This window comes from Bavariicoccus seileri WCC 4188, from assembly GCF_000421665.1.
GTDB classification, from domain to species: domain Bacteria; phylum Bacillota; class Bacilli; order Lactobacillales; family Aerococcaceae; genus Bavariicoccus; species Bavariicoccus seileri.
The window spans coordinates 1-21,413 of record NZ_ATXL01000010.1 but is presented as its reverse complement, the minus strand read 5'-3'; the positions used below and the strand labels follow the sequence as shown (position 1 = coordinate 21,413).

The window sequence follows — 21,413 nt, the reverse complement described above, 5'->3', positions numbered from 1 at the left end:
GATGGTCAATATGAAGTAGCTAAAGAATAAGTGATGTTTCATAGTGGGGTGTATTAATAAATAGGGTGATGTGTGGAGCAGTTCCGGATATTTTGATGGGACTGTTTTTTTGTTGGAAAAAACCAAAAAGTTTTTAAAATCATTCTAAATAACTGATATAATGTATATAACCTAAAAACCGATAATTACTGTATTTCATTTTTAAAGTGCTAAGGAGAAGCTATGAATAAAGGGTTATATGAGCGATTGATCGATGAAAAGTTAGATCATATTCTATCAAAAGTCTCAGGTGTTGTTGAACGTGGGGAGGTTGAAAAAGAAGAACTACCATATTATCTAGCGGATCAATTAAAAAAGCTTGTTCTTGATAAGCTAATCAATGCTGATGAAAAAGATAGAGTCCATATTTTCAATCGTTTGTCCGAGCAAATTAGATCTGATGCCAAAATTAATGAGACAGCTAAAGAAATCCTGTTAAAGGAAATAAGAGATCAAAACGATAATAAAAAAAGTGCACCTGAATCAAAACTGGTTGAGCCACTTTTATTTACCGGGAGAAGTTCATCTACATTTCCTAACTTGGCTAGTGAATTCAAAAAAGAAATTCAATCAAGTGATGAAATAGACCTTATTATCTCATTTGTAAAAGTTGGAGGACTTAACATTATCTTAGAAGCTCTCAAAAACTTTACACGTTCTGGAGGAAAACTGAGGTTGCTGACCACAACTTATATGGGTGCATCAGATCTAAAGGCAATACAGCAGATTGCTCGGCTACCAAATACAAGAGTCAAGATTTCGTACAATTTTGAAGCAGTCAGACTACATGCCAAAACCTACATTTTTAAACGCAAAACTGGTTTTTCTACTGCTTATATAGGCTCATCAAATTTGTCTAAGTCAGCCATCACAACTGGTCGCGAGTGGAATGTTAAGGTGACTAACGCCAAATTACCGGCATTATTTCAACAATTAACCGGTGAATTTGATTTGTTCTGGAATAATGAAGACTTCGAGGACTACGATGTTGCAACTGATTCAGTGAAACTACAGCATGAGTTGAAACGATCTTCAATTACCCAGACTGACCAAAATCCTATCGCCTATTTTGATATAAGACCATTTCCTTATCAACAAAAGATATTGGATGACTTGACCTATAAACGGAATAATGGAGTCTATAAAAACCTAATAGTAATGGCGACTGGAACAGGAAAGACAGTTGTGGCTGCCCTTGATTTCAAGCGTTTTAAACAAGAACATCGGAATAGTCGTCTCCTTTTCATCGCACATTCTATTGATATTACAAAACAAGCATTAGCTACATTAAGACAAATTTTACACGACCAAAACTTTGGAGAGTTGTTAGATGGGAAAAACAAGCCACTTGAGGGGCAGAATATATTTGCAACGATCCAAACCTTTGACAGAATAACAGAACAGTATCCAAAAGATTACTTTGATTACATTATTATTGATGAAGCTCATCATACAGGGGCTAAATTTTATTGGAATACATTGGATGACTTAGAGCCAAAAATACTATTAGGTTTAACCGCGACTCCAGACAGGATGGACGGGTTTGATATACTTGGACACTTTGATCATCAAATTTCGGCCGAACTGAATCTTTTTGATGCTATCGAAGAAGAATACCTGGTGCCATTTCAATACTTTGGTGTGACAGACAGTGTCGATTTAGCCAGCCTAGATTTTAAAGCCGGGGACTATGATTTAAAACAATTATCAGATGCCTTATCAAATGATGTAAGAATTAATACAGTTGTATCATCCTTAGATAAATACACTCCAGAAATCAAACAATTAAAAGCTATAGGATTTTGTGTTGATCAAAAACATGCTAGGTATATGGCAGAGGCCTTCAATAGACTAGGGTATAAAGCTACCTACCTTGTCAGTGACGGAGCAAATGACAGAGATCAAGTGAAACATGATTTGGAAAGTGGCAAAGTCAACTTTGTTTTCACTGTAAATATGTATAACGAAGGTGTTGACATACCAGACATTGATACCGTTTTATTTTTGAGACCGACTCAATCAAAAACAATTTTTCTACAACAACTTGGTAGAGGGCTAAGAAGAAGCGAAGGAAAAGAGTATTTGACAGTGCTAGATTTTATCGGTGGACAACATGCTCGGTATAATTACCAAATGAAATTCCGAGCACTGATCCAAAAAGGCAGTGTGAAGAAAGCTGTAGAAGATGACTTTCCATATGTACCTGCGGGTTCTGTCATTACATTAGAACCAGTGGCTAAAAAGATTGTTTTAGAAAATATCAAGAAACAATCCTCGGGTAAGAAATGGTTCAGAGAAGAAATAAAACAATTTAAACAAAATTATGATGCTGAGCCAACGCTTAAAAATATCGTAGAGAAACTAGAAGTTACGCCAACAGAAATATATAAAGAGCTATTGGATAAGAATACGACACTATCAGATTTGCGATTTGGTAAACAAAATCAAAGTGTCAGATATTCCTTTGTGTTTAAAAATACAGTTGATAGCAATAATAAGCAATCTTTTGATTTGCTACTAAACAGTTCTAGAATTGGTGAAGATGATTATCGTTTTTTATATGCAACTTACTTTTCAAATAAACCAAAGGGAGTAAATAAAAGGAAAGAAGTAGTAAAACTTCTCGAAAATTCTAATGCTCATTTAGTCGATGAATTTAGAAATCTTATCGATTATAAATTGACCAATGATCAGGTTGTGGAAGGTATTGATCAGTATGGTTTTACAAAATACGGAACCTACACCAATGCTCAAATAATGTCTCGCTTACCCGGGATGGAGAATGTACTACAGCATACAAGTGGTGTGTTGAACGTCAAAAAGAAAAATATAGAAGTCCTTTTTATAACATTAGAAAAAACAGAAAAAGACTTTTCACCATTGACAATGTATCAAGATTATATTGTGAACCGAAATAAGCTTCATTGGGAAGGCCCTCATAACAGAGGACAAAAATATGCACATGATTTGCTAGATAGAAAAGCAATATTGTTGTTTGTTCGTAAAAACAAAAGTTCGAATAACTATTACTACCTAGGGGCGTCTAAACCGGGAGAGATTACAGGAGAATTTCCAATCCAAACATATTTTACTTTCTCGGAATCAATTCCAAGAAGGATATATGAGAAACTGTTATAAATATGTTGAATGTTTATTATTTTTAATTTCATTGAAAAGGAGCCTTGTTTTTGTGAAAAATAGTCAAGGTAAAGTAAAAACTATCTCAGTTAATGCAAAAGATGTAATAACCAAATTTGGCCAAAAAAACGTTTACTGTTGAAGGCTTAAATGCCGGAAATGGTATAATGATTCCAAAAGATAGTATTGATTAATTGGCTAGAAGATGTTGATGAATATTTCATACTATACACAAGAGTAGACATATTTATGTCATAATCACTAAGGACTGATTTGAAAGTTTATAGGAATAAGGGAGTAATGATTTATGTCATATGTTGATTTAGCATTAGAAATCGCAACGGTAGCACATCGAGGTCAAGTTGATAAAGCAGGAATTGACTACATCTAACATCCAAAGGTTGTAGCCAGTTATGTGACAGAAGGCGAAGAAAAGTCAACTGCCTATCTGCATGACGTACTTGAAGATGCTGATGTTACGGCCGATGATTTAATGAGGCAAGGTATACTACATCAAGTCGTAACTGCGGTTGAGACGTTGACGAAAAATAGTAAGGAACCTTATTTTACTTAATCTAGAAAAAGTTAAATTGAATCCCATAGCTAGGGTTGTTAAACTTGCAGATCTGAAACATAATTCTGACTTGTCTCGTCTACCTAGCCCAACAGAAGAAGACTATAAAAGGCTTGAAAAATATAAGAAAGCAATTGCATTTTTAAGCGATTAAGAAAAGGTAATTTTACACCAATTCAAAGCAATCTTTGATTTGTTATATTTATCTGTTGTTGACGATAAAAGAGTAATGGAAGGATAATTTAAGTGACTAATTGCATTTTTTGCTCAGGTCTCAGCGCTAGTCAGATTTTCTTAGAAACGAAGTACTTCAAGGTGTTATTAGATAAATTTCCAGTTCAGGACGGACATATTCTAATCGTTTCAAAAGAGCACCGAATGAGTTTAACAGAGTTGACCGAAAAGGAATTAGACGACTTAATCCGGCTAGAGATAAAATTAGTGTCAACCATCGAAACAAATTTTGATGTTCTCGGCACTACAGTATTACAAAACGATGCAGGTGTTATGGAAGAAAACACTCACTTTCATGTGCATATTGTCCCTCGTTATGAGCATGATGGTTTTTATGATAACCAAGTTTTAGTACCACATGAATTATCGACAGCTAAATTGATTGAAGTCATTAAGGAGCAATACTAACTTCTAATGTACGGGCTATCTCGTAAGGTGGTCCGTATTGAAGGGTTAGTATTGCTTTTTGGCCCATAGTGTATTCTCAGAGTATGCTAGTATATGAAAATAAAGCTGAAATAGGGTATTCTAGTGATATGGAAATAGTTAAGGTTTGGCTTTATTATCACTGTCACCTTGCAATAGTTAAATTACAAATGATAGGAGTACACGAACTTATATGAAACTCATCTCATGGAATATCGATTCATTAAATGCTGCATTAACGAGCGATTCTAATCGGGCATTGTTAACACGTGCGACGTTACAAAAGGTCATTGCTTTAAAACCGGATGTCATCGCTATTCAAGAAACTAAATTATCAGTCAAAGGGTTAACCTCTAAACACATCGAAGTGATTACACAACTGGCTCCGAATTATAATTATGCCTGGCGGAGTTCTGTTGAACCTGCGCGTAAGGGTTATGCTGGGACTTTGTTCTTTTACCTTAAAACGTTAGAAGAGCCTAAGGTTACGTTCCCAGAAATTGGAGCACCGACAACGATGGATGCTGAGGGGCGGATTATCACGCTCGAATTTGACAATCTTTTTGTGACGCAAGTGTACACACCCAATGCGGGTAACAAATTAGAACGTCTAGCTGATCGACAAGTGTGGGATCAAAAGTATGCTGATTATTTAGCCGAATTGGACAAGACTAAACCTGTTTTGGCGGTTGGAGACTTTAATGTTGCCCATCATGAGATCGATCTAGCTCATCCTGATCGCAATCACATGTCTGCTGGGTTTACAGATGAAGAACGTGTTGGTTTTACGCACTTATTAAGCCGTGGGTTTACCGATGCTTTCCGTCATGTGCATGGCGATGTTGAAGGTGTCTACAGTTGGTGGGCACAGCGTGTTCGCACGAGTAAAGTAAACAACTCAGGATGGCGGATCGATTATACGATCGTCAGTGATCGGATCGCTGATAAAGTGACGAAAGCTGAGATGATCGATTCGGGTACGCGACAAGATCATACGCCAATCGAGATCGAAATTGCTGAATAGATTTGATATGTTTTAAAAGTGCTGAGTAGTTTTCTGGTGAGTAGTTTTCTGGATAGTGGCGGCATAAGTCATGTGCGATAGTGAACGCTCAAAGAATTGTATGACTTCTTAAATGCTGTTAGGTCTAGGTCAGACAAGACGTTCAACCCAATAAAAATTCTTTAGTAGATGTTTGTAGATGAACTGAGAAATCACTCTCAGTTCTTTTTTTGTAGAAAAATAGGGATAAAGATCACATTGTTTGTGATAAATATGGCATATGTCCTTGTCTAATGTGTGTCAGTTATCTATAATAAGCGTAACAAACTTTCTCATTGTTTTTTAACATTTTATAGGCAGTGAACAAGTCATTAAACAAAGGAGTGGACAATACTAAATGTGGCAAGGATTGATTGACCATTATAAGGACCAGTTACCCGTAACAGAAAAGACACCTCATTTGACATTGAATGAAGGGAATACCCCTCTTGTCTTTCTGGAAACATTATCGAAACAGCTTGGCATAAAATTGTATGCAAAAACCGAGGGAGTCAATCCAACTGGGTCTTTTAAAGATCGTGGCATGGTCATGGCTGTTGCTAAGGCAAAGGAAGAGGGCAACGATACTATTATGTGTGCTTCTACGGGGAATACGTCTGCTTCAGCTGCAGCTTATGCTGCCCGTAGTCAAATGAAATGTATCGTGATCATTCCGGATGGAAAGATAGCTTTTGGTAAATTAGCACAGGCTGTTATGTATGGCGCGGAAATCATTGCTATAGATGGGAATTTCGATGAAGCTTTGACTATGGTTAGGGATATTTGTGCTCATCACCCGATTGCTTTGGTTAACTCGATTAATCCTTATCGTATCGAGGGGCAAAAGACTGGTGCTTTTGAGGTTTGTGAGCAGTTGGGGTCAGCACCAGATATCTTGGCGATTCCTGTCGGAAATGCTGGGAATATCACAGCTTATTGGAAAGGGTTCAAAGAGTTCAATGACTTGCATGGGACTGGGTTACCTAAAATGCGTGGCTTCCAAGCAGCTGGGGCAGCTCCTATTGTTCATAATAAAATAGTTGAGCATCCTGAGACGATTGCGACAGCTATACGTATTGGTAATCCAGCAAGCTGGGAAAAAGCTGTCAATGCAGCTACTGAATCAAATGGTAAAATCGATGAAGTGACTGACGAGGAAATTTTAGCGGCTTATCAACTTCTCGCTAAAACAGAAGGTGTTTTTGCAGAGCCTGCTTCGTGTGCCACGATTGCTGGTGTAATGAAACAAGTAGAGTCTGGCGAAATTGAAGATGGAAGTACTGTTGTTGCTATATTGACGGGGAATGGTTTGAAGGATCCTAATACCGCCCTTGATATTTCAGATATAAAGCCATTAAAGGTGCCTGCAATTGAAGAAGAAGTGTTGAAACACTTAAACCTACCGGTCGGATTGTGAGCAGTGCCATGAAGCGAGAACAGAAAAATAGAGATAAACAGTTTGAAATCATTGTGCCAGCAAGCACGGCCAATCTTGGCCCGGGTTTTGATTCCGTAGGTATGGCATTATCAAAGTATTTAAAGCTGACTGTTCGGCCAAGTGACGTCTGGCACTTTGAAGGAACCACTGAAGCGTTAAAAGCACTACCCACTGGCGAAGACAACCTAATGTATCGTGTCGCTAAAAAAGTGGCGGATGCTTACCATAAAGAACTCCCTCCAGCTAAGGTCACTGTATGGAGTGATGCTCCTTTAGCTCGTGGCATGGGGACAAGCGCGTCTGCTATTGTGGCGGGTGTTGAGCTTGCTAATCAACTAGCGGATTTGAAATTGTCGAATGAGGAGAAACTTCACTTGGCAACTAGCATTGAGGGGCATCCTGATAATGTGGGACCTTCATTATTTGGTGGTTTATTTATCGGTATGCATGAAGCTTCTGATACGGAGATGTATCTCGGTAAATCGCCAAATATCGATGTTGTTGTTGTCGTGCCACCCTATGAAGTGTTGACTAGAGATGCCAGACGGGTATTACCTGAAACTCTCCCTTTCTTTGATGCTGTTAAAGCGAGTGCTATCAGTAATATGTTGGTGGTTGGACTTTTAACCGAGGACTGGGAACTCATGGGTCGGATGATGCGAAAGGATCTATTCCATCAACCTTATCGTGAAGCTTTGGTTAAGGAGTATGCTCACGTCGTTGACTTAGCGCAAACATACGGTGCGATTGGAACAGCGTTAAGTGGTGCTGGGCCAACTATTATTTCAATTGCAAAAAAAAGCGAAGGTGAAAAGTTGCGACGCCAGTTAGCAAGCCATTTTCCCCACTGTGAAGTTGCTTGTTTAGTCGTTCCTGAAAAAGGCGTTGAAGTTGTCTGAAATAGTACATTTTGATCAGCATGTTTATCTATAAGTTGCATGTTTGTTTATAGGATGGCATGTTTGTCTATAAGATTATTAACAAGATGGTAAATCCTTATCCTATCGATTGTTATAGCAGTCACTTGAAGAATTATAAACTTTAAAAAGACATTTTTTAAGAGCAACTCATAGTCTATCTGTTCGACAGACTGTGAGTTACTTTTTATTTTGTCAAAAAAAGCCACAAAGTTTAGTCTGATACCTAAATACTTCTAACAATAGAAACGATTCGATAGTTGAAAGGTTAATTTATAGGTTAGAAATGGAATATCTCCGATAATTTGCTACAAAAACAGAACAGAAAGCGATTGCATTTATAAAATTCATGATGTATAATCAATTTATAGAAACGTTTCACCAAAATAAAAAAACAAAATGGAGGATGGAAAATGAAATTTAAAAAGAGAATGGTGGCTTTGGGAGCTTTAGCTGTAGCTTCTATAGGCTTAATGGCAGGCTGTTCAAATGGTGGGAGCGATAGTAGTTCAAGTGATGAACTTACTTTTTGGTACATGGGTGATGGTGACCAAGGAATCAAACCAATCGTGGATGATTTTACAGAAGAAACTGGGATAAAAGTTAAAATTCAAAGTATTCCATGGAGTTCTTCTAGAGATAAATTGTTGACTGCAGTTGCATCAAAGGGTGGTCCAGACGTTGTACAAATGGGCTCAACGTATATGAGTGAGTTTGTAGACGCCGGTGCGTTACTAGATATAACTGAAGATGTAGAAGGAAATGACACCTTAAAGCCTACTAATTTTTTTGATGGCTCAGTGGAAACTACTAAGTTCGACGATAAATACTATGCTGTTCCTTGGTATACAGAGACACGGGCACTATATTATCGCACGGATTTATTAGAATCAGTTGGTTACTCTGAAGCACCAAAAACATGGGATGAATTAGCAGATGCTGCACAAAAGCTGTCTGAACGTGGAGATAATATGTATGGTTTCAATGTTGATGCTTCTGAACCGACTTTTGGATTTATGTTTGCGCGACAAAATGGTTCAGAATTGTTCGATGATAATACCACTCCGTTGTTCAACCAACCAGAAATGGTAGAAGCACTTGATTTCCTTTATGGAATGGTAGAATCAGGGGCTGCTCCTAGCACAGATTTAGGGTTAGATATCAGTCAAGGTTTTGGCGGTGACGGTGTTGTTCCTATGTTTATCAGTGGTCCATGGATGATTAATGCTATTGAAGAAAACGCGCCCGATATTGAAGGAAAATGGGCAGTAGCGGAATTACCTGCTGGACCTGTTAGTAATACATCTGTAACAGGTGGTGCCAATTTAGCTGTATTTAGTAGTTCTAAGAAAAAAGATGATGCTATTAAATTGATTGAGTTCTTATCTAGACCAGAGAACCAAACAGCGTTCTTTGAAAATACAAATTCATTACCTACAAGTCAATCTGCATGGGAAGATGATGTCTTTACGACTGATCCACATATTTCAGTGTTTGGGGAACAGTTAAACGAATCACAACCAATGCCTTTGATGAAGGAATGGGACGAAATCACTCAAAATTACTTGAAAGAATGGGAACAAGTTGTTGCTAAATCAAAAGATGTTCAAACAGCAATGGATGATTTAACGCAGCAAACTGAAAATATACTAAAATAGATTGAACAAGATCTTGACTCTCTAAATCTTTGAGAGTCGAGTTTCTTTTTTAGGAGGAATCAAAAATGGAAGCAAAAAAGGCCCCATACTTTTTCATTGCCCCGGCCATCACACTACTTGTTATATTTTCCATTATACCAATCTTTATTGCGCTGATTATCAGTTTTACGGATATGAGCTTAGCTGGCTTAGCAGATTATTCCAGAATCAATTTCATTGGTTTAGAGAACTACAGAAACATATTTACTGATGCTAGTTTTGGCAAAGCTGTTTTAAACACAATCTATTATGTCGTTATTGGTGTTCCCCTAGTTATTCTGATATCCCTTGCTCTGGCGATTATGATTAATTTTGGGGAAAATAAGTTTTTTAAATTCATGAGGTTAGTTTTCTATAGTCCATCTATCACAAATACAGTAGCAATAGCTGTGGTTTGGATGTACTTATATAACCCTACAATTGGATTGTTAAATCATCTTCTTTCATATATCAATGTCGGCCCTATCCTTTGGTTGACAAATCCTGGAACCTCAAAGATTTCTTTGATCATTATTGCAGTTTGGAAAGCTATAGGCTTGAATATGTTGATTTTTCTAGCAGCTATTCAAGGAATTCCCAAAGCGTATTATGAAGCCGCCGAGATAGATGGTGCTAATAAATGGCAACAGATCACTAAAATAACTGTTCCATTATTGAAGTTTTCGATTTTCTTTGTCACAGTGACAACCTTAATTGGGTGGTTCCAATTCTTCGAAGAACCGTTTGTTATGACAGATGGGGGACCATTGCAAAGTACACTATCAATTGCGTTATTCATCTACCAAAATGGTTTCCAATACAGCAAATTTGGATATGCAGCTGCTGGATCATTCGTGTTATTTATCGCGATAATCATTGTAACTATTATTCAGCTTAAAGTCCAAAACAGACAACGAAAAAATGAATTGTAAGGAGGGGTTGAAAGATGCATAAATCATATAAAAATTCGCAACGGGGCACTAAAATATTTGTTGGGTTGATTCTATTAATCTTTGGAACAATGACCTTTTTCCCATTTCTCTGGATGATTTTCTCTTCTTTTAAAACGAATGCTGAAATCAACCAAGTTGTCCCAACATTGCTGCCACAAAATCCGACGTTTGATAATTTCATAGAATTATTTGATCGACTGAACTTTGGAACATACTTGAAAAATACCCTAATAATCACATTTTTCTCGTTCGCGGGTCTCTTCTTAAACGCGATGGCAGGTTATGGTTTTTCCAAGTATGACTTTAAAGGGAAAAATAAACTATTTCTGTTAGTACTAGCAACAATGATGATTCCTGGTCAAGTTACAATGATCCCGGTGTATTTGATCCTTAATGCTGTCAATTTAACCAATACACTTGCTGGTATTATTTTGCCAGGTTTGGCTGGTGCGTTCGGCATTTTCCTGTTTAGACAATTTATGAGTACCATATCAAATGAAATGATTGAAGCAGCTCGTTTAGATGGTGCAAGTGAATGGTATATTTTTCTTCGAATCATTTTGCCGGTGACTAGGCCAATATTGGCTGTCCAAGGTATTTTAACCTTCATCGGGGGTTGGAATGCATTCTTATGGCCATTGATTATTGCAAATGATGAAAGATTTTATACTTTGTCAGTTGGACTACAGTTGCTACAAGGGCAACATGGTTCAAATTATGCGTTACAAATGGCGGGAGCTACATTCATGGTCGTGCCGATCTTGATTGTATTTCTAATCTTCCAAAAATATATTTTACAAGGCTTTAATGTCTCTGGAATGAAATAAGCCAAGTAAATACGTATGACAGGTTTTGAACACTGTTAAAAGGACATGTACGAATAGTGATATAAATTTTGAAATAACGGATAAAAATAGGAGAAATGATGAATAAAAAACAGATAGAAAATCTTTTAAGTCAAATGACGCTAGATGAAAAAATCGATCAACTGTTACAACTAGCAGCAGCTTTTTATTCGGACACAGCGGAAGAAAAAACTGGACCAATGTCTGAATTGGAATTGACCCAAGAGGCGATTAACAACGCTGGAACAACGCTTGGAGTTTCCGGTGCCAAGGAGGCAAAGAGAGTTCAAGATCAATATTTAAAAAATAATCGACTTAATATTCCGTTGATTTTGATGGCCGATATTATTCATGGGTTTAGAACAATTTTCCCCATTCCATTGGCTTTAGGATGTTCTTTTGATCCAACTGTGGCAGAGGCTGTAGCTAGTATTTCAGCTCTTGAAGCTTCGGTTTCTGGTTTACATGTGACTTTTTCGCCGATGGTTGATTTAGTTCGTGATCCTAGGTGGGGACGTGTACTCGAATCAACGGGTGAAGATAGTTTTCTCAATGCAACCTTAGCAGCAGCTTTTGTAAAAGGGTATCAGGGCGATGATTTAAAGAATGATTTAACCAAAATTGCTGCTTGCGTCAAGCATTTTGCGGCTTACGGTGCACCAATTGGTGGGAGAGATTACAACACGGTCAATATGTCTGAACGTGAGCTAAGACAGAATTACTTACCGGGATACAAAGCAGCCATAGATGCTGGTGCTAAGTTAGTTATGACGTCATTCAACCTTATTGATGGCATTCCAGCTACAGCTAATAGATGGCTGTTAAGAGATGTATTAAGAAACGAATTTGGATTTAAAGGTGTTGTTATATCGGACTGGGGTGCTGTAAAAGAGACCATTCCACATGGGGTTTCAGCCACAGAAAAAGAAGCAGCTCGACTGGCTTTAGTGAGTGGAGTAGATATTGAGATGATGACATCTTGTTACAACCATAGTCTAGAAGAGTTGATTAAAGAAGGCATCATCAGCGAGGAACTCGTTGATGAATCTGTCTTAAGAATATTGACACTTAAAAATGACTTAGGGTTATTTGAAAATCCTTACCGTGGAGCAAACGAAGAACGGGAATCAGAAACAATCTTATCAGTAGACCATCGAAAAGCAGCTCGAGATATTGCTAAAAGAAGCATAGTACTCCTTAAAAACAATAACATTCTACCACTACAAGCGAATGACAAAGTTGCTATTGTTGGCCCTGGAGCCAGTTCTAATGATGTGTTGGGAGCTTGGTCTTGGCAGGGTAAACAGGAAGAGTCCGTTTCGCTAGCAGATGGAGCAAAAAAATGCTCGAAGAATGTAGTGATTGGAAAAGAAAAATTTGATTATTTTGAACCCTCTGAGAAAGCTATTGAAGAGGCAATTAGTCTTGCTCATCAGTCAGAAAAGGTCGTTTTAGCTTTAGGTGAACCAGAATGGATGAGTGGCGAAGCTGCCAGTCGTAGCGATATTAGGTTACCAAAAGCGCAAATTGGTTTATTTAAAGCAATCAAATCGGTAAATCAAAATGTCATAGTAACAACGTACAATGGGAGACCATTAGATTTGTCGGATGTAGACGAGGCAGAAGCAATAATAGTTGCTTGGTTCCCAGGAACTGAGGCAGGAAATGCTCTTGCAGATGTATTATGGGGTAGCTTTAATCCAAGTGCACGCTTAAGTATGTCTTTCCCAGAATCAGTGGGACAAGTGCCTATCTATTACAATGTTAATAATACTGGTAGGCCGTATGAAAGTGCACCAAATGAAAAGTATGTCTCAAAATATTTAGATTGTTCTAATTATGCTAAGTATCCATTTGGCTTTGGATTAAGTTATACATCATATGACTATAACAATATGGAATTGAGTCAAAATAGAATGAATAAAGATGAAACTATTCTTGTGTCGATCACTGTGCAGAATGTTGGAAAAATGGCTGGGGAAGAAACCGTTCAACTTTATTTACAAGATATCGTTGCTGAAGTAGCCAGACCGGTCAAAGAGTTGAAGGCATTTAAGAAAGTATGGCTAGAACCGTCCGAATCGAAAAAAGTAACGTTTGAAATTGACGAAAAATTGTTGCGATATGTTCATTCAGATAAAACAGCGAGAAGCGATGATGGTCAATTTAAAGTAATGATTGGCGGGAATAGCCGTGACCTACTAGAAAAAGTGTTTGACTATAGGAACTAATAGTAACTAGGCGAGGAAGGTAGATATGAAGAATTTAATTAAGTTTACAAAAGACGATACGACGATAACTTTTCATAAGACCGGCGATTTAAACTATATTATCAGTCATCAAAAGATGATTAATCAAATCAGCGGAAATCACCTAGATGGTAGTATAAATCAAATCTATCTGAGAGTGCATACAGAAAATGGGATCAAAGCTACTCCTATGATTGGATCCATTAGTGAAAGTGAATTTGGTTATAGCGAGGATCAATTATCTTGGAGAGGGCAGTTTGAAAACATTCAATATCAGGTGAACTTTAAATTAGCGGAAAAAAATAGATGGTTCTGGCAAGTAACTGTTAAGGGAAATGGAATCATAGATATCATATATGGTCAAGATATAGGGAATGCTGAAAAAGCTGTTGTGGAAACTAATGAAGCTTATATTTCTCAATATATTGATCATCATGTCACCAAGGATAAAGGCCGTTATGTCATTTCTTCACGCCAAAATCAACCTCAAGATGGCAAATTCCCATTGGTTGAACAAGGGAGTTTAAATGAACTCGCAGGATTTTCAACAGATGGATATCAGTTCTTTGGTACAGAATATAAAACAACTAACACGCCAAAAATTTTAACTGAGGAACACTTAGCTAATGAAGTTTACCAGTATGAGTTTGCATACATTGCATTACAATCTCAGAAAGTAGCTTTAGGTGAAGATCATCAAGAAAATACACATGAATTTGTATTTTATGGTCTAGCACTAGCTAGTCAAGATAAGGCCGTTACGGAAAATGTAGTCTCAATTGAAGATATTAAAGACTCTTATAAAAAGACTCACTTTGATCAGATAAAAGCCATAAAGCAGCCTTCAAAAAAAATTGGGAAACCTGTTGTAGGACTAACTTTAACAGAAGAAGAATTAGAAATTTTATTTCCCAAAAAAGCAAAAGTTGAAAAAGTAAATGATGAGATTTACTCCTTCTTTGCGAATGAACACCATGTGGTCTTGAAGGCAAAAGAAAATGCAATGGAAAGAGCTCACGGTCATATACTTTTGAGTGGACAAACATTAAGTGTTGATGACCCAATAATGAGTAGTACCGTTTATATGTATGGTATTTTTAACTCTCAAATAGTTCTGGGCAATACAACTAGTAACAAGTTATCTAGTAATAGTCGTAACTCATTGAATGTCATGAAAAGTTCAGGGCAACGTTTTTATATTCTCGAAGATGGCAACTGGCGCTTATTGACCATGCCTTCGGCTTTTGAGATGGGCCTAAACTCAGCGACATGGTACTATAAACTAGCGGACGACATGATAAAAGTAAGTGTGTACACAGTAAGTGGCATACCTAATTCTGTGAGAGAGATACGAACGGAATTGACAAGTGCTACAGATAAAAAATACACTTTTGCCATAACGAATCAATTGATAATGGGACCGGATGAAGGGCATCAGACCTATAATTTGAATAAAAATGATCAAGTCCTTACAATCAAACCTTCTGAAAAATCTGTTATTAAAGATTTTTATCCTGATTTAACCTATTACATGGCCATCGATCAACCGTTTGAACTGACAACAGAAAAGCTGTTTATGCCTGATTGTCAAGATGACACACTAACAGTTTTTAAAGTAACTGAACAATCGTCATTTACGATTATTACCCAAGGGACGACTGGAGACTCTTTTACACCAGTTAATACAGCCTTATCGCAAGAGGATAAGAAGTATAGCGCGTTCATAGATAGCTTATTGCATCATTTTAAATTAAGCCATGATAGTGAAGATGTGACCTCGATAAATCTATTAATCCGTTGGTATACACATAATATGCTAGTACATTATCTGTCGCCACATGGTTTAGAGCAATATGGGGGTGCAGCTTGGGGGACACGAGATGTATCACAAGGGCCTACGGAGTTTTTCCTTGCAATAGATCGTCCCGAAATAGTTGCATCAATTATTTCACATGTTTATGAAAATCAATTTGACGAAGATGGCAACTGGCCTCAATGGTTTATGTTCGATAAGTATGAGAAAATAAAGGCTTCAGAAAGTCATGGGGACGTCATTATTTGGCCACTAAAAGTAGTGACAGATTATCTTGAAAAAAGCCAAGATTTTGAAATATTAAAAGAAGAGATTCCTTATACAAGTCGGAACACGTATTTGCGCTTAAGTCAAAAAGTCACATTACTCGATCATATTAAGAAGCAAATTAACTATATTGAAACCAATTTCTTACAAGGGACATATTTATCTTGCTATGGTGATGGTGACTGGGATGATACTCTTCAACCGAATAATAGTGCGATGAAAAAACAAATGGCAAGTAGTTGGACTGTCGCCTTGACCTATCAAGTTTTAAAGAAATTTGCAACATTGATGAGTGAAGTGGATAAGAATTATGCTGATCATTTGAATGATCTAGTTGCAGGTATCAAGGCAGATTATCAAAAATATATGTTGGGGACAGATACACTACCAGGTTTTGTTTATATGAAACAACCAGGTGAAGTTGAATTAATGATACATCCAACTGACAAGAAGACAGGCATACAGTATCGCTTATTACCAATGACGCGAAGTATGATTGCAGAATTACTCGATAAAAAGGGTGTTGAGCACCATTTTGATGTGATCAAGCAATACTTGCAATTCCCAGATGGGGTACGTTTGATGAATAGACCCGCGCATTATAATGGAGGGGTAAGTACTAATTTTAAACGTGCAGAACAAGCCGCTAACTTTGGGAGAGAGATTGGTCTTCAATATGTCCATGCTCATATTCGTTTTGCTGAGGCAATGGCAAAAATTGGTGAAAGTCAGGAAGCGTGGCGTGCGCTAACTTTAATCAATCCAATAGCGATAAAAGAAAGAGTTCCTAATGCTGAGATACGTCAAGCTAATACTTACTTCAGTAGCTCAGACGGTGACTTCAAAACAAGGTATGAGGCGCAAGACAACTTTGATCAAGTTAGAGATGGAGAAGTAACTGTTAAGGGTGGCTGGAGAATATATTCCAGCGGTCCTGGGATCTATATCAACCAGCTTTTGAGCAATATATTGGGGATAAGAGAAAACCATGATAAATTAGTTTTAGATCCGGTATTACCCATTGAATTAGATGGCTTGGAGTTGCAGTATGAGCTGTACAATAAGAAAACAACCTTCAAATTCCATGTTAAACACTCAAACAAAAAGGTATACTTAAATGAAATGGAATTACCATTTGTTCTTGAAGAAAACCGTTATAGGGAAGGTGGCATTGTATTATCTGCCGAAAACCTGAAAGAAATCTTACGCGAAAACAACCACTTAGATATTTATATCTAAAACTTGCTAGTAGAAGGGATGTGTCGATATGGTTGGAATCAAAGATATCGCGAAGAAGGCTGGAGTGTCGATATCAACTGTTTCGTATGCTTTAAACGACAGTCCTAAAGTAACCGAAGAGACCAGAGAAAGAATTAAAGCGATAGCAAGAGAATTGAATTATATTCCGAATATGGCAGCGCGCACTTTGAAAAGAAGGCAAACTAATATCATTGCGGTTTATTTAACTGATTATGCTGGTAGTTTTTATGGAGAACTGCTAGATGGCATCAAAAAAGGGTTACAAGTTTATGGCTATGAAATGATAGTGTGTAGTGGCTCAAAGTCACAACTTTTTATTCCAGAAAAAATGGTTGATGGTGCTATTGTCTTAGATTGGACTTTTAAGTCCGAAGACATTATCAAATTTGCCAATCGTGGACACCATATGGTTGTTTTAGATCGGATAATTGAGCATCCAAATATTTGTAAGATTCTATTAGACAACAAAGGGGGATCGACTTTAGCCATAGAACAACTGGTCAGTCGACATACCAAGAAGGTCTATCTGATTACAGGACCAAAGAATGGTCATGATAGTCAGGAGCGTCTGAAAGCTAGCGAAAAAGAATTAAACCGCTATGGCATTGATTATGAACTGATACCTGGTGATTTCACTGAGCCATCTGGTTATGATGCCGCGCGGAAGATTTTTAGTGATACTAAAGACAGGCCCATCAGTATTTTTGCGTTTAATGATGAAATGGCCATTGGTGTTTATAGTTATGCTGATAAGCACGCTGAAGTCATTGGTGCTGATGTTCGGTTGATTGGTTTTGACAACATGCAACTTGGATCATTTTTGAAGCCACGCCTTGCTACTATTTCCTATTCAAAATATCGTTGGGGGATGGTTGCGGCAGAGAAAATAGTGAGACTAGTTAAAGGGAAAAAAGCCGAAGATGAATTAATCTATACATCATTTGTAGCAGGTAAATCATTTCCATAAGGAGTTGAAGCATAATTATGGCAATTAGTCGTATGAACTTTAGATCTGAAATCCTAGGAAAAGGAACGTCAATCAACGTTTTCTTGCCCGATAATAGAGATGGAATTTCCAAAAATGATTATAGTGAATTTCCTGTCATATATTTATTACACGGGTGGTCAGATGATTGCAATGCCTGGCTAAATGCGACATCATTGGAACGTTATGCCAGTGACTATCCCTTCGTCATTGTAATGCCCCAGGTAGAATTGAGTTATTATACCGATATGTATGAAGGAGAGCCGTACTGGACATATCTGACTGTAGAGTTGCCAAAAAAAATGGAGCATTGGTATCATATTTCTTCAAAACCCGAAAAAACATTCGTTGCTGGATTGTCGATGGGAGGATATGGTGCGTTTAAATGGGCATTACAGCATCCTGAACGGTTTAAAGCGAGCGCGTCACTTTCTGGAGCATTGGATGTTGCATCACTATGGAAGAATGATTCGAGCAGAGAGAAGGCATTTCATCGTATTTTTGGATCGTTAGAGTCATTTGAGGAAAGTGATGATAACTTATATCGCTTATTGGATGTCAAACAAAACTCTAGTGGGTGCCACTTTATCCAAATTTGTGGAACAGAAGATTTCTTATACGAAAACAACACGCAATTTCGTAAAAAGCTAACGGCGAGTCCGTTTGGGGAGAAAGCATCATATTTTGAGAAATCAGGAGACCACAACTGGGCCTTCTGGGATGAAATGATTCAGAGAGTCTTGAAAGAATTTTCGCTCCTTTTAGCATAAATACGTCTTCTTTAACCAAATAGATCAGCGTGCTTATCTACAATAATGAATGCTATCAACAATATTGCATGCTTATCTATTGAATTGCATGTCTGTCTATTAGCTTAGTAACAAAAAAAGTATCATCGCTTCAGTAATCAAACTAGAAGTGGTGATACTTTTTACCTTATTTAAGTGAAAAAATGGAATAACTACTCTCTAATCTGTCCGTCTCCGTAGATAATATATTTGCTTGAGGTGAGGGCGGCGAGTCCCATTGGACCACGGGCGTGTAACTTTTGAGTACTAATCCCAATTTCCGCACCAAATCCGAATTCATAGCCATCTGTAAATCGTGTCGAAGCATTGACATAAACTGCAGCAGCATCGATTTCTTTCAAAAATTTTTGCGAGGCAAAATAATCGTCCGTGATGATTGCTTCGGAATGTTTCGTTCCATAATGATTGATGTGGGCAATTGCCTCATCTATTGAATCGACCACCTTGACTGCCAAGATGTAATCTAGGAATTCAGTTTTGAAATCTTCTTCAGTGGCTAAAACAGCTGTTTTGAGATAAGGAAGCGCTCGTTCGTCAGCTCTTAGCTCGACATTCTTTGTCAACAGAGCTTTTTCAATCTCTGGGAGGGCTTCTTCAGCAATTGCTTGATGAAGAACGATTGTTTCAATGGCATTGCAAACAGATGGGCGTTGGGCTTTGGCATTCAAAATGATGTTAGCCGCCATCGGAATTTGAGCGGATTGATCAACATAGACATGGTTATTACCAGTACCAGTTTCGATGACCGGGACGGTAGCTGTTTCCTTCACACGCTTAATTAAACCAGCCCCACCTCTTGGAATCAAGACATCTAGGTAATCGGTCAGATGCATCAACTGTTCTGCAATTTCGTGAGAAGGGTCAGTGACGAGTTGTACAGCATAAGGATTAGCACCTTCAGCCGTCAAGGCATCTTGAATCACAGTCACTAAAGCCTTATTGGAATGGAGTGCCTCTCTGCTTCCCCGTAAGATGACGGCGTTACCTGTTTTTAGGCATAAACTAGCAGCATCTGTTGTCACGTTTGGTCGAGATTCGTAGATAATCCCAATAACGCCTAAAGGAACGCGTTGGATGCCAATTGTAAGGTCTGCTTCGTTTTGCCACATTTCAGTGACGTCTCCAATAGGGTCAGGGAGGGAAGCGACTTGTTGGATACCTTCAGCCATGTCTTTTAAGCGTTCTGGGGTGAGTTGCAATCGGTCACGTTTGACTGCTGGGACTCCTGCTTTTTCTGCGGCATCGACATCAATGCGATTGGTTGCTAGAATAGTTGATTCATGTGATAAGAGGTCATTTGCAATACGATTGAGAAGGCGGTTCTTAGTACGGGTATCACTCAATTGTAGGCTTGTAGATGCTTCTTTTGCCCGTTTTCCTAGTTGTTGTAAATCTGTCATGTCACGCCCTCCTTTTATCCTTTAATTGTTAGCGTTAAACCAGGTTCCTATATCGTGGCCTTTTAAAATGCCACAGATAATCAAAGGATCGTGACCATTCGCTAGAACCATTTGTTTGTGGTTTGCTAGTATTCGTTTAGCAGCATTTAGTTTGCTTCTCATTCCACCTGTACCGAATTTAGTACCACTGCCTCCGGCTTGTGCCATGATTTCATCAGAAATCTCACTAATTTGGCTGTGCAAAGTTGCTGATGGATCCTTTACTGGATTGGCGGTGTAGAAGCCATCGATATCAGATAGCATGATCAATAGATCAGCTGCAGTCACTTCTGTCACGATAGCTGATAATAAGTCATTGTCGCCAAATTTAGTGAGGTGATCCAACTCGTCAATGGCGACTGTATCGTTCTCATTAACGATTGGAATGACTGAAAGTTTCAAGAGACTGTTGAAAGTGTTTGTCACATTTTGGCGGCTTTCTGGGAACACAACCACATCACGAGTGAGCAGAACTTGTCCCACTTGTTGGCCGTAAGTCATGAATCGTTGGTTATAAATATCCATTAAGGCTGCTTGTCCGACTGCTGCGACTGCTTGTTGCTCAGGGATGGTTTGAGGTCGACTGTTTAATTTCAGTTTATTCAATCCAACTCCAATAGCCCCAGAAGATACCAAAATAACTTCTTTCCCCTGATTTCTTAAATCAGTTAATACAAATGCTAATTGATTGATCGCTCCTAAATTGATATTACCATTGGGATAAACCAAGGTACTTGTCCCAACCTTGATCACGATCCGTTTAGCTGATTGTATAGAATCCCTCATAAGTCACCTCGTCGAATTAAGTAGTTATTGAATTGATACTAGTTATGATACTTAGTTGCTGTTAAGTTAAAGATAAGTTAAAAATAAGTTGAGGCTAATGAATGACCACTAGCGCTTATATCCATTATAATGAGCTAAAGGAATAGTGCAACATTATTTGCCATCTCAGGTCACATTTACTGGTATTAGGTGTTTTAGTGAAGCCTCATGAAGAAGAGTAATGAAGAAGAGTGAAGAGTAATGAAGAAGAGTGAAGAGTAATGAAGAAGAGTGAAGAGTAATGAAGAAGAGTGAAGAGTAATGAAGAAGAGGCATGATTAAAAATCATGAGTCAATTATAGGTTGTATGCTGTATGTCGTAAAGGCTGAGGAGAGAGTCTATGAGGAAATCTAAATCGTTTTTAAGTTATCTGTTGGCGAGTTTCTGCTTGTTTGTGGTAATCATCTTTATAGCGGCACTGGTTGACCCTGTTATGTATTATATGTCATTTATTACCATAGTTGCTTGTCCTATCCATGCATT

Annotated in this window: 14 protein-coding genes and 1 pseudogene; 13 read left to right on the top strand and 2 right to left on the bottom strand. The window is 37.9% G+C overall.

The window, feature by feature from the left end:
* Positions 1-222: 222 nt before the first annotated feature.
* From H541_RS0103480 to H541_RS0103415, 13 genes and pseudogenes are all read left to right on the top strand, one after another.
* Positions 223-3,177: a DUF3427 domain-containing protein gene (locus H541_RS0103480; protein WP_022795958.1), complete on the top strand. Its 2,955-nt coding sequence runs from the start codon at positions 223-225 to the stop codon at positions 3,175-3,177.
* Between the two features lie 415 nt (positions 3,178-3,592).
* Positions 3,593-3,905: pseudogene (locus H541_RS12490) on the top strand (hypothetical protein).
* 92 nt (positions 3,906-3,997) lie between these two features.
* Positions 3,998-4,393 (top strand): HIT family protein, encoded by a 396-nt coding sequence (locus tag H541_RS0103465; RefSeq protein WP_022795957.1) that lies wholly within the window; start codon positions 3,998-4,000, stop codon positions 4,391-4,393.
* A 211-nt stretch (positions 4,394-4,604) separates the two neighbouring features.
* The gene (locus H541_RS0103460) at positions 4,605-5,435 is read left to right on the top strand and encodes an exodeoxyribonuclease III (RefSeq protein ID WP_022795956.1); all 831 of its coding nucleotides are present in this window, start codon (positions 4,605-4,607) and stop codon (positions 5,433-5,435) included.
* 376 nt (positions 5,436-5,811) lie between these two features.
* The gene (gene thrC / locus H541_RS0103455) at positions 5,812-6,870 is read left to right on the top strand and encodes a threonine synthase (protein WP_022795955.1); all 1,059 of its coding nucleotides are present in this window, start codon (positions 5,812-5,814) and stop codon (positions 6,868-6,870) included.
* Positions 6,871-6,878: 8 nt separating this feature from the next.
* Positions 6,879-7,790: a homoserine kinase gene (thrB, locus tag H541_RS0103450; RefSeq protein WP_022795954.1), complete on the top strand. Its 912-nt coding sequence runs from the start codon at positions 6,879-6,881 to the stop codon at positions 7,788-7,790.
* Between the two features lie 431 nt (positions 7,791-8,221).
* Positions 8,222-9,466 (top strand): sugar ABC transporter substrate-binding protein, encoded by a 1,245-nt coding sequence (locus H541_RS0103445; RefSeq protein WP_022795953.1) that lies wholly within the window; start codon positions 8,222-8,224, stop codon positions 9,464-9,466.
* Between the two features lie 65 nt (positions 9,467-9,531).
* Positions 9,532-10,416 (top strand): carbohydrate ABC transporter permease, encoded by an 885-nt coding sequence (locus H541_RS0103440; RefSeq protein ID WP_022795952.1) that lies wholly within the window; start codon positions 9,532-9,534, stop codon positions 10,414-10,416.
* A gap of 14 nt (positions 10,417-10,430) precedes the next feature.
* Positions 10,431-11,264: a carbohydrate ABC transporter permease gene (locus H541_RS0103435; protein ID WP_022795951.1), complete on the top strand. Its 834-nt coding sequence runs from the start codon at positions 10,431-10,433 to the stop codon at positions 11,262-11,264.
* Between the two features lie 98 nt (positions 11,265-11,362).
* Complete coding sequence (gene bglX, locus H541_RS0103430; RefSeq protein ID WP_022795950.1) at positions 11,363-13,513, top strand: beta-glucosidase BglX; 2,151 nt, start codon at positions 11,363-11,365, stop codon at positions 13,511-13,513.
* A gap of 25 nt (positions 13,514-13,538) precedes the next feature.
* Entirely contained in the window at positions 13,539-16,850 is a 3,312-nt protein-coding gene (locus tag H541_RS0103425; protein ID WP_022795949.1) for a GH36-type glycosyl hydrolase domain-containing protein, read from the top strand.
* Positions 16,851-16,878: 28 nt separating this feature from the next.
* Positions 16,879-17,838, top strand: a complete 960-nt coding sequence (locus H541_RS0103420) for a LacI family DNA-binding transcriptional regulator (protein ID WP_022795948.1) — start codon at positions 16,879-16,881, stop codon at positions 17,836-17,838.
* A 17-nt stretch (positions 17,839-17,855) separates the two neighbouring features.
* Complete coding sequence (locus H541_RS0103415; protein WP_022795947.1) at positions 17,856-18,626, top strand: alpha/beta hydrolase; 771 nt, start codon at positions 17,856-17,858, stop codon at positions 18,624-18,626.
* A gap of 191 nt (positions 18,627-18,817) precedes the next feature.
* Here the strand turns inward: H541_RS0103415 and H541_RS0103410 are convergent, their stop codons facing one another.
* Both H541_RS0103410 and proB read right to left on the bottom strand, forming a co-directional pair.
* On the bottom strand, positions 18,818-20,065 hold the full coding sequence (locus tag H541_RS0103410) for a glutamate-5-semialdehyde dehydrogenase (RefSeq protein ID WP_022795946.1): 1,248 nt from the start codon (positions 20,063-20,065) through the stop codon (positions 18,818-18,820).
* A gap of 21 nt (positions 20,066-20,086) precedes the next feature.
* Entirely contained in the window at positions 20,087-20,890 is an 804-nt protein-coding gene (gene proB, locus H541_RS0103405; protein WP_022795945.1) for a glutamate 5-kinase, read from the bottom strand.
* Positions 20,891-21,413: the final 523 nt, after the last annotated feature.

Bases quoted from the DNA above. Each gene is read 5' to 3' on its own strand.
- H541_RS0103460 (WP_022795956.1), top strand. From the start codon at position 4,605: ATGAAACTCATCTCATGGAATATCGATTCATTAAATGCTGCATTAACG.
- proB (WP_022795945.1), bottom strand. From the start codon at position 20,890: ATGAGGGATTCTATACAATCAGCTAAACGGATCGTGATCAAGGTTGGG.
- H541_RS0103415 (WP_022795947.1), top strand. From the start codon at position 17,856: ATGGCAATTAGTCGTATGAACTTTAGATCTGAAATCCTAGGAAAAGGA.
- H541_RS0103435 (WP_022795951.1), top strand. From the start codon at position 10,431: ATGCATAAATCATATAAAAATTCGCAACGGGGCACTAAAATATTTGTT.
- H541_RS0103410 (WP_022795946.1), bottom strand. From the start codon at position 20,065: ATGACAGATTTACAACAACTAGGAAAACGGGCAAAAGAAGCATCTACA.
- thrB (WP_022795954.1), top strand. From the start codon at position 6,879: ATGAAGCGAGAACAGAAAAATAGAGATAAACAGTTTGAAATCATTGTG.
- H541_RS0103440 (WP_022795952.1), top strand. From the start codon at position 9,532: ATGGAAGCAAAAAAGGCCCCATACTTTTTCATTGCCCCGGCCATCACA.
- thrC (WP_022795955.1), top strand. From the start codon at position 5,812: ATGTGGCAAGGATTGATTGACCATTATAAGGACCAGTTACCCGTAACA.
- H541_RS0103420 (WP_022795948.1), top strand. From the start codon at position 16,879: ATGGTTGGAATCAAAGATATCGCGAAGAAGGCTGGAGTGTCGATATCA.
- bglX (WP_022795950.1), top strand. From the start codon at position 11,363: ATGAATAAAAAACAGATAGAAAATCTTTTAAGTCAAATGACGCTAGAT.
- H541_RS0103480 (WP_022795958.1), top strand. From the start codon at position 223: ATGAATAAAGGGTTATATGAGCGATTGATCGATGAAAAGTTAGATCAT.
- H541_RS0103445 (WP_022795953.1), top strand. From the start codon at position 8,222: ATGAAATTTAAAAAGAGAATGGTGGCTTTGGGAGCTTTAGCTGTAGCT.
- H541_RS0103425 (WP_022795949.1), top strand. From the start codon at position 13,539: ATGAAGAATTTAATTAAGTTTACAAAAGACGATACGACGATAACTTTT.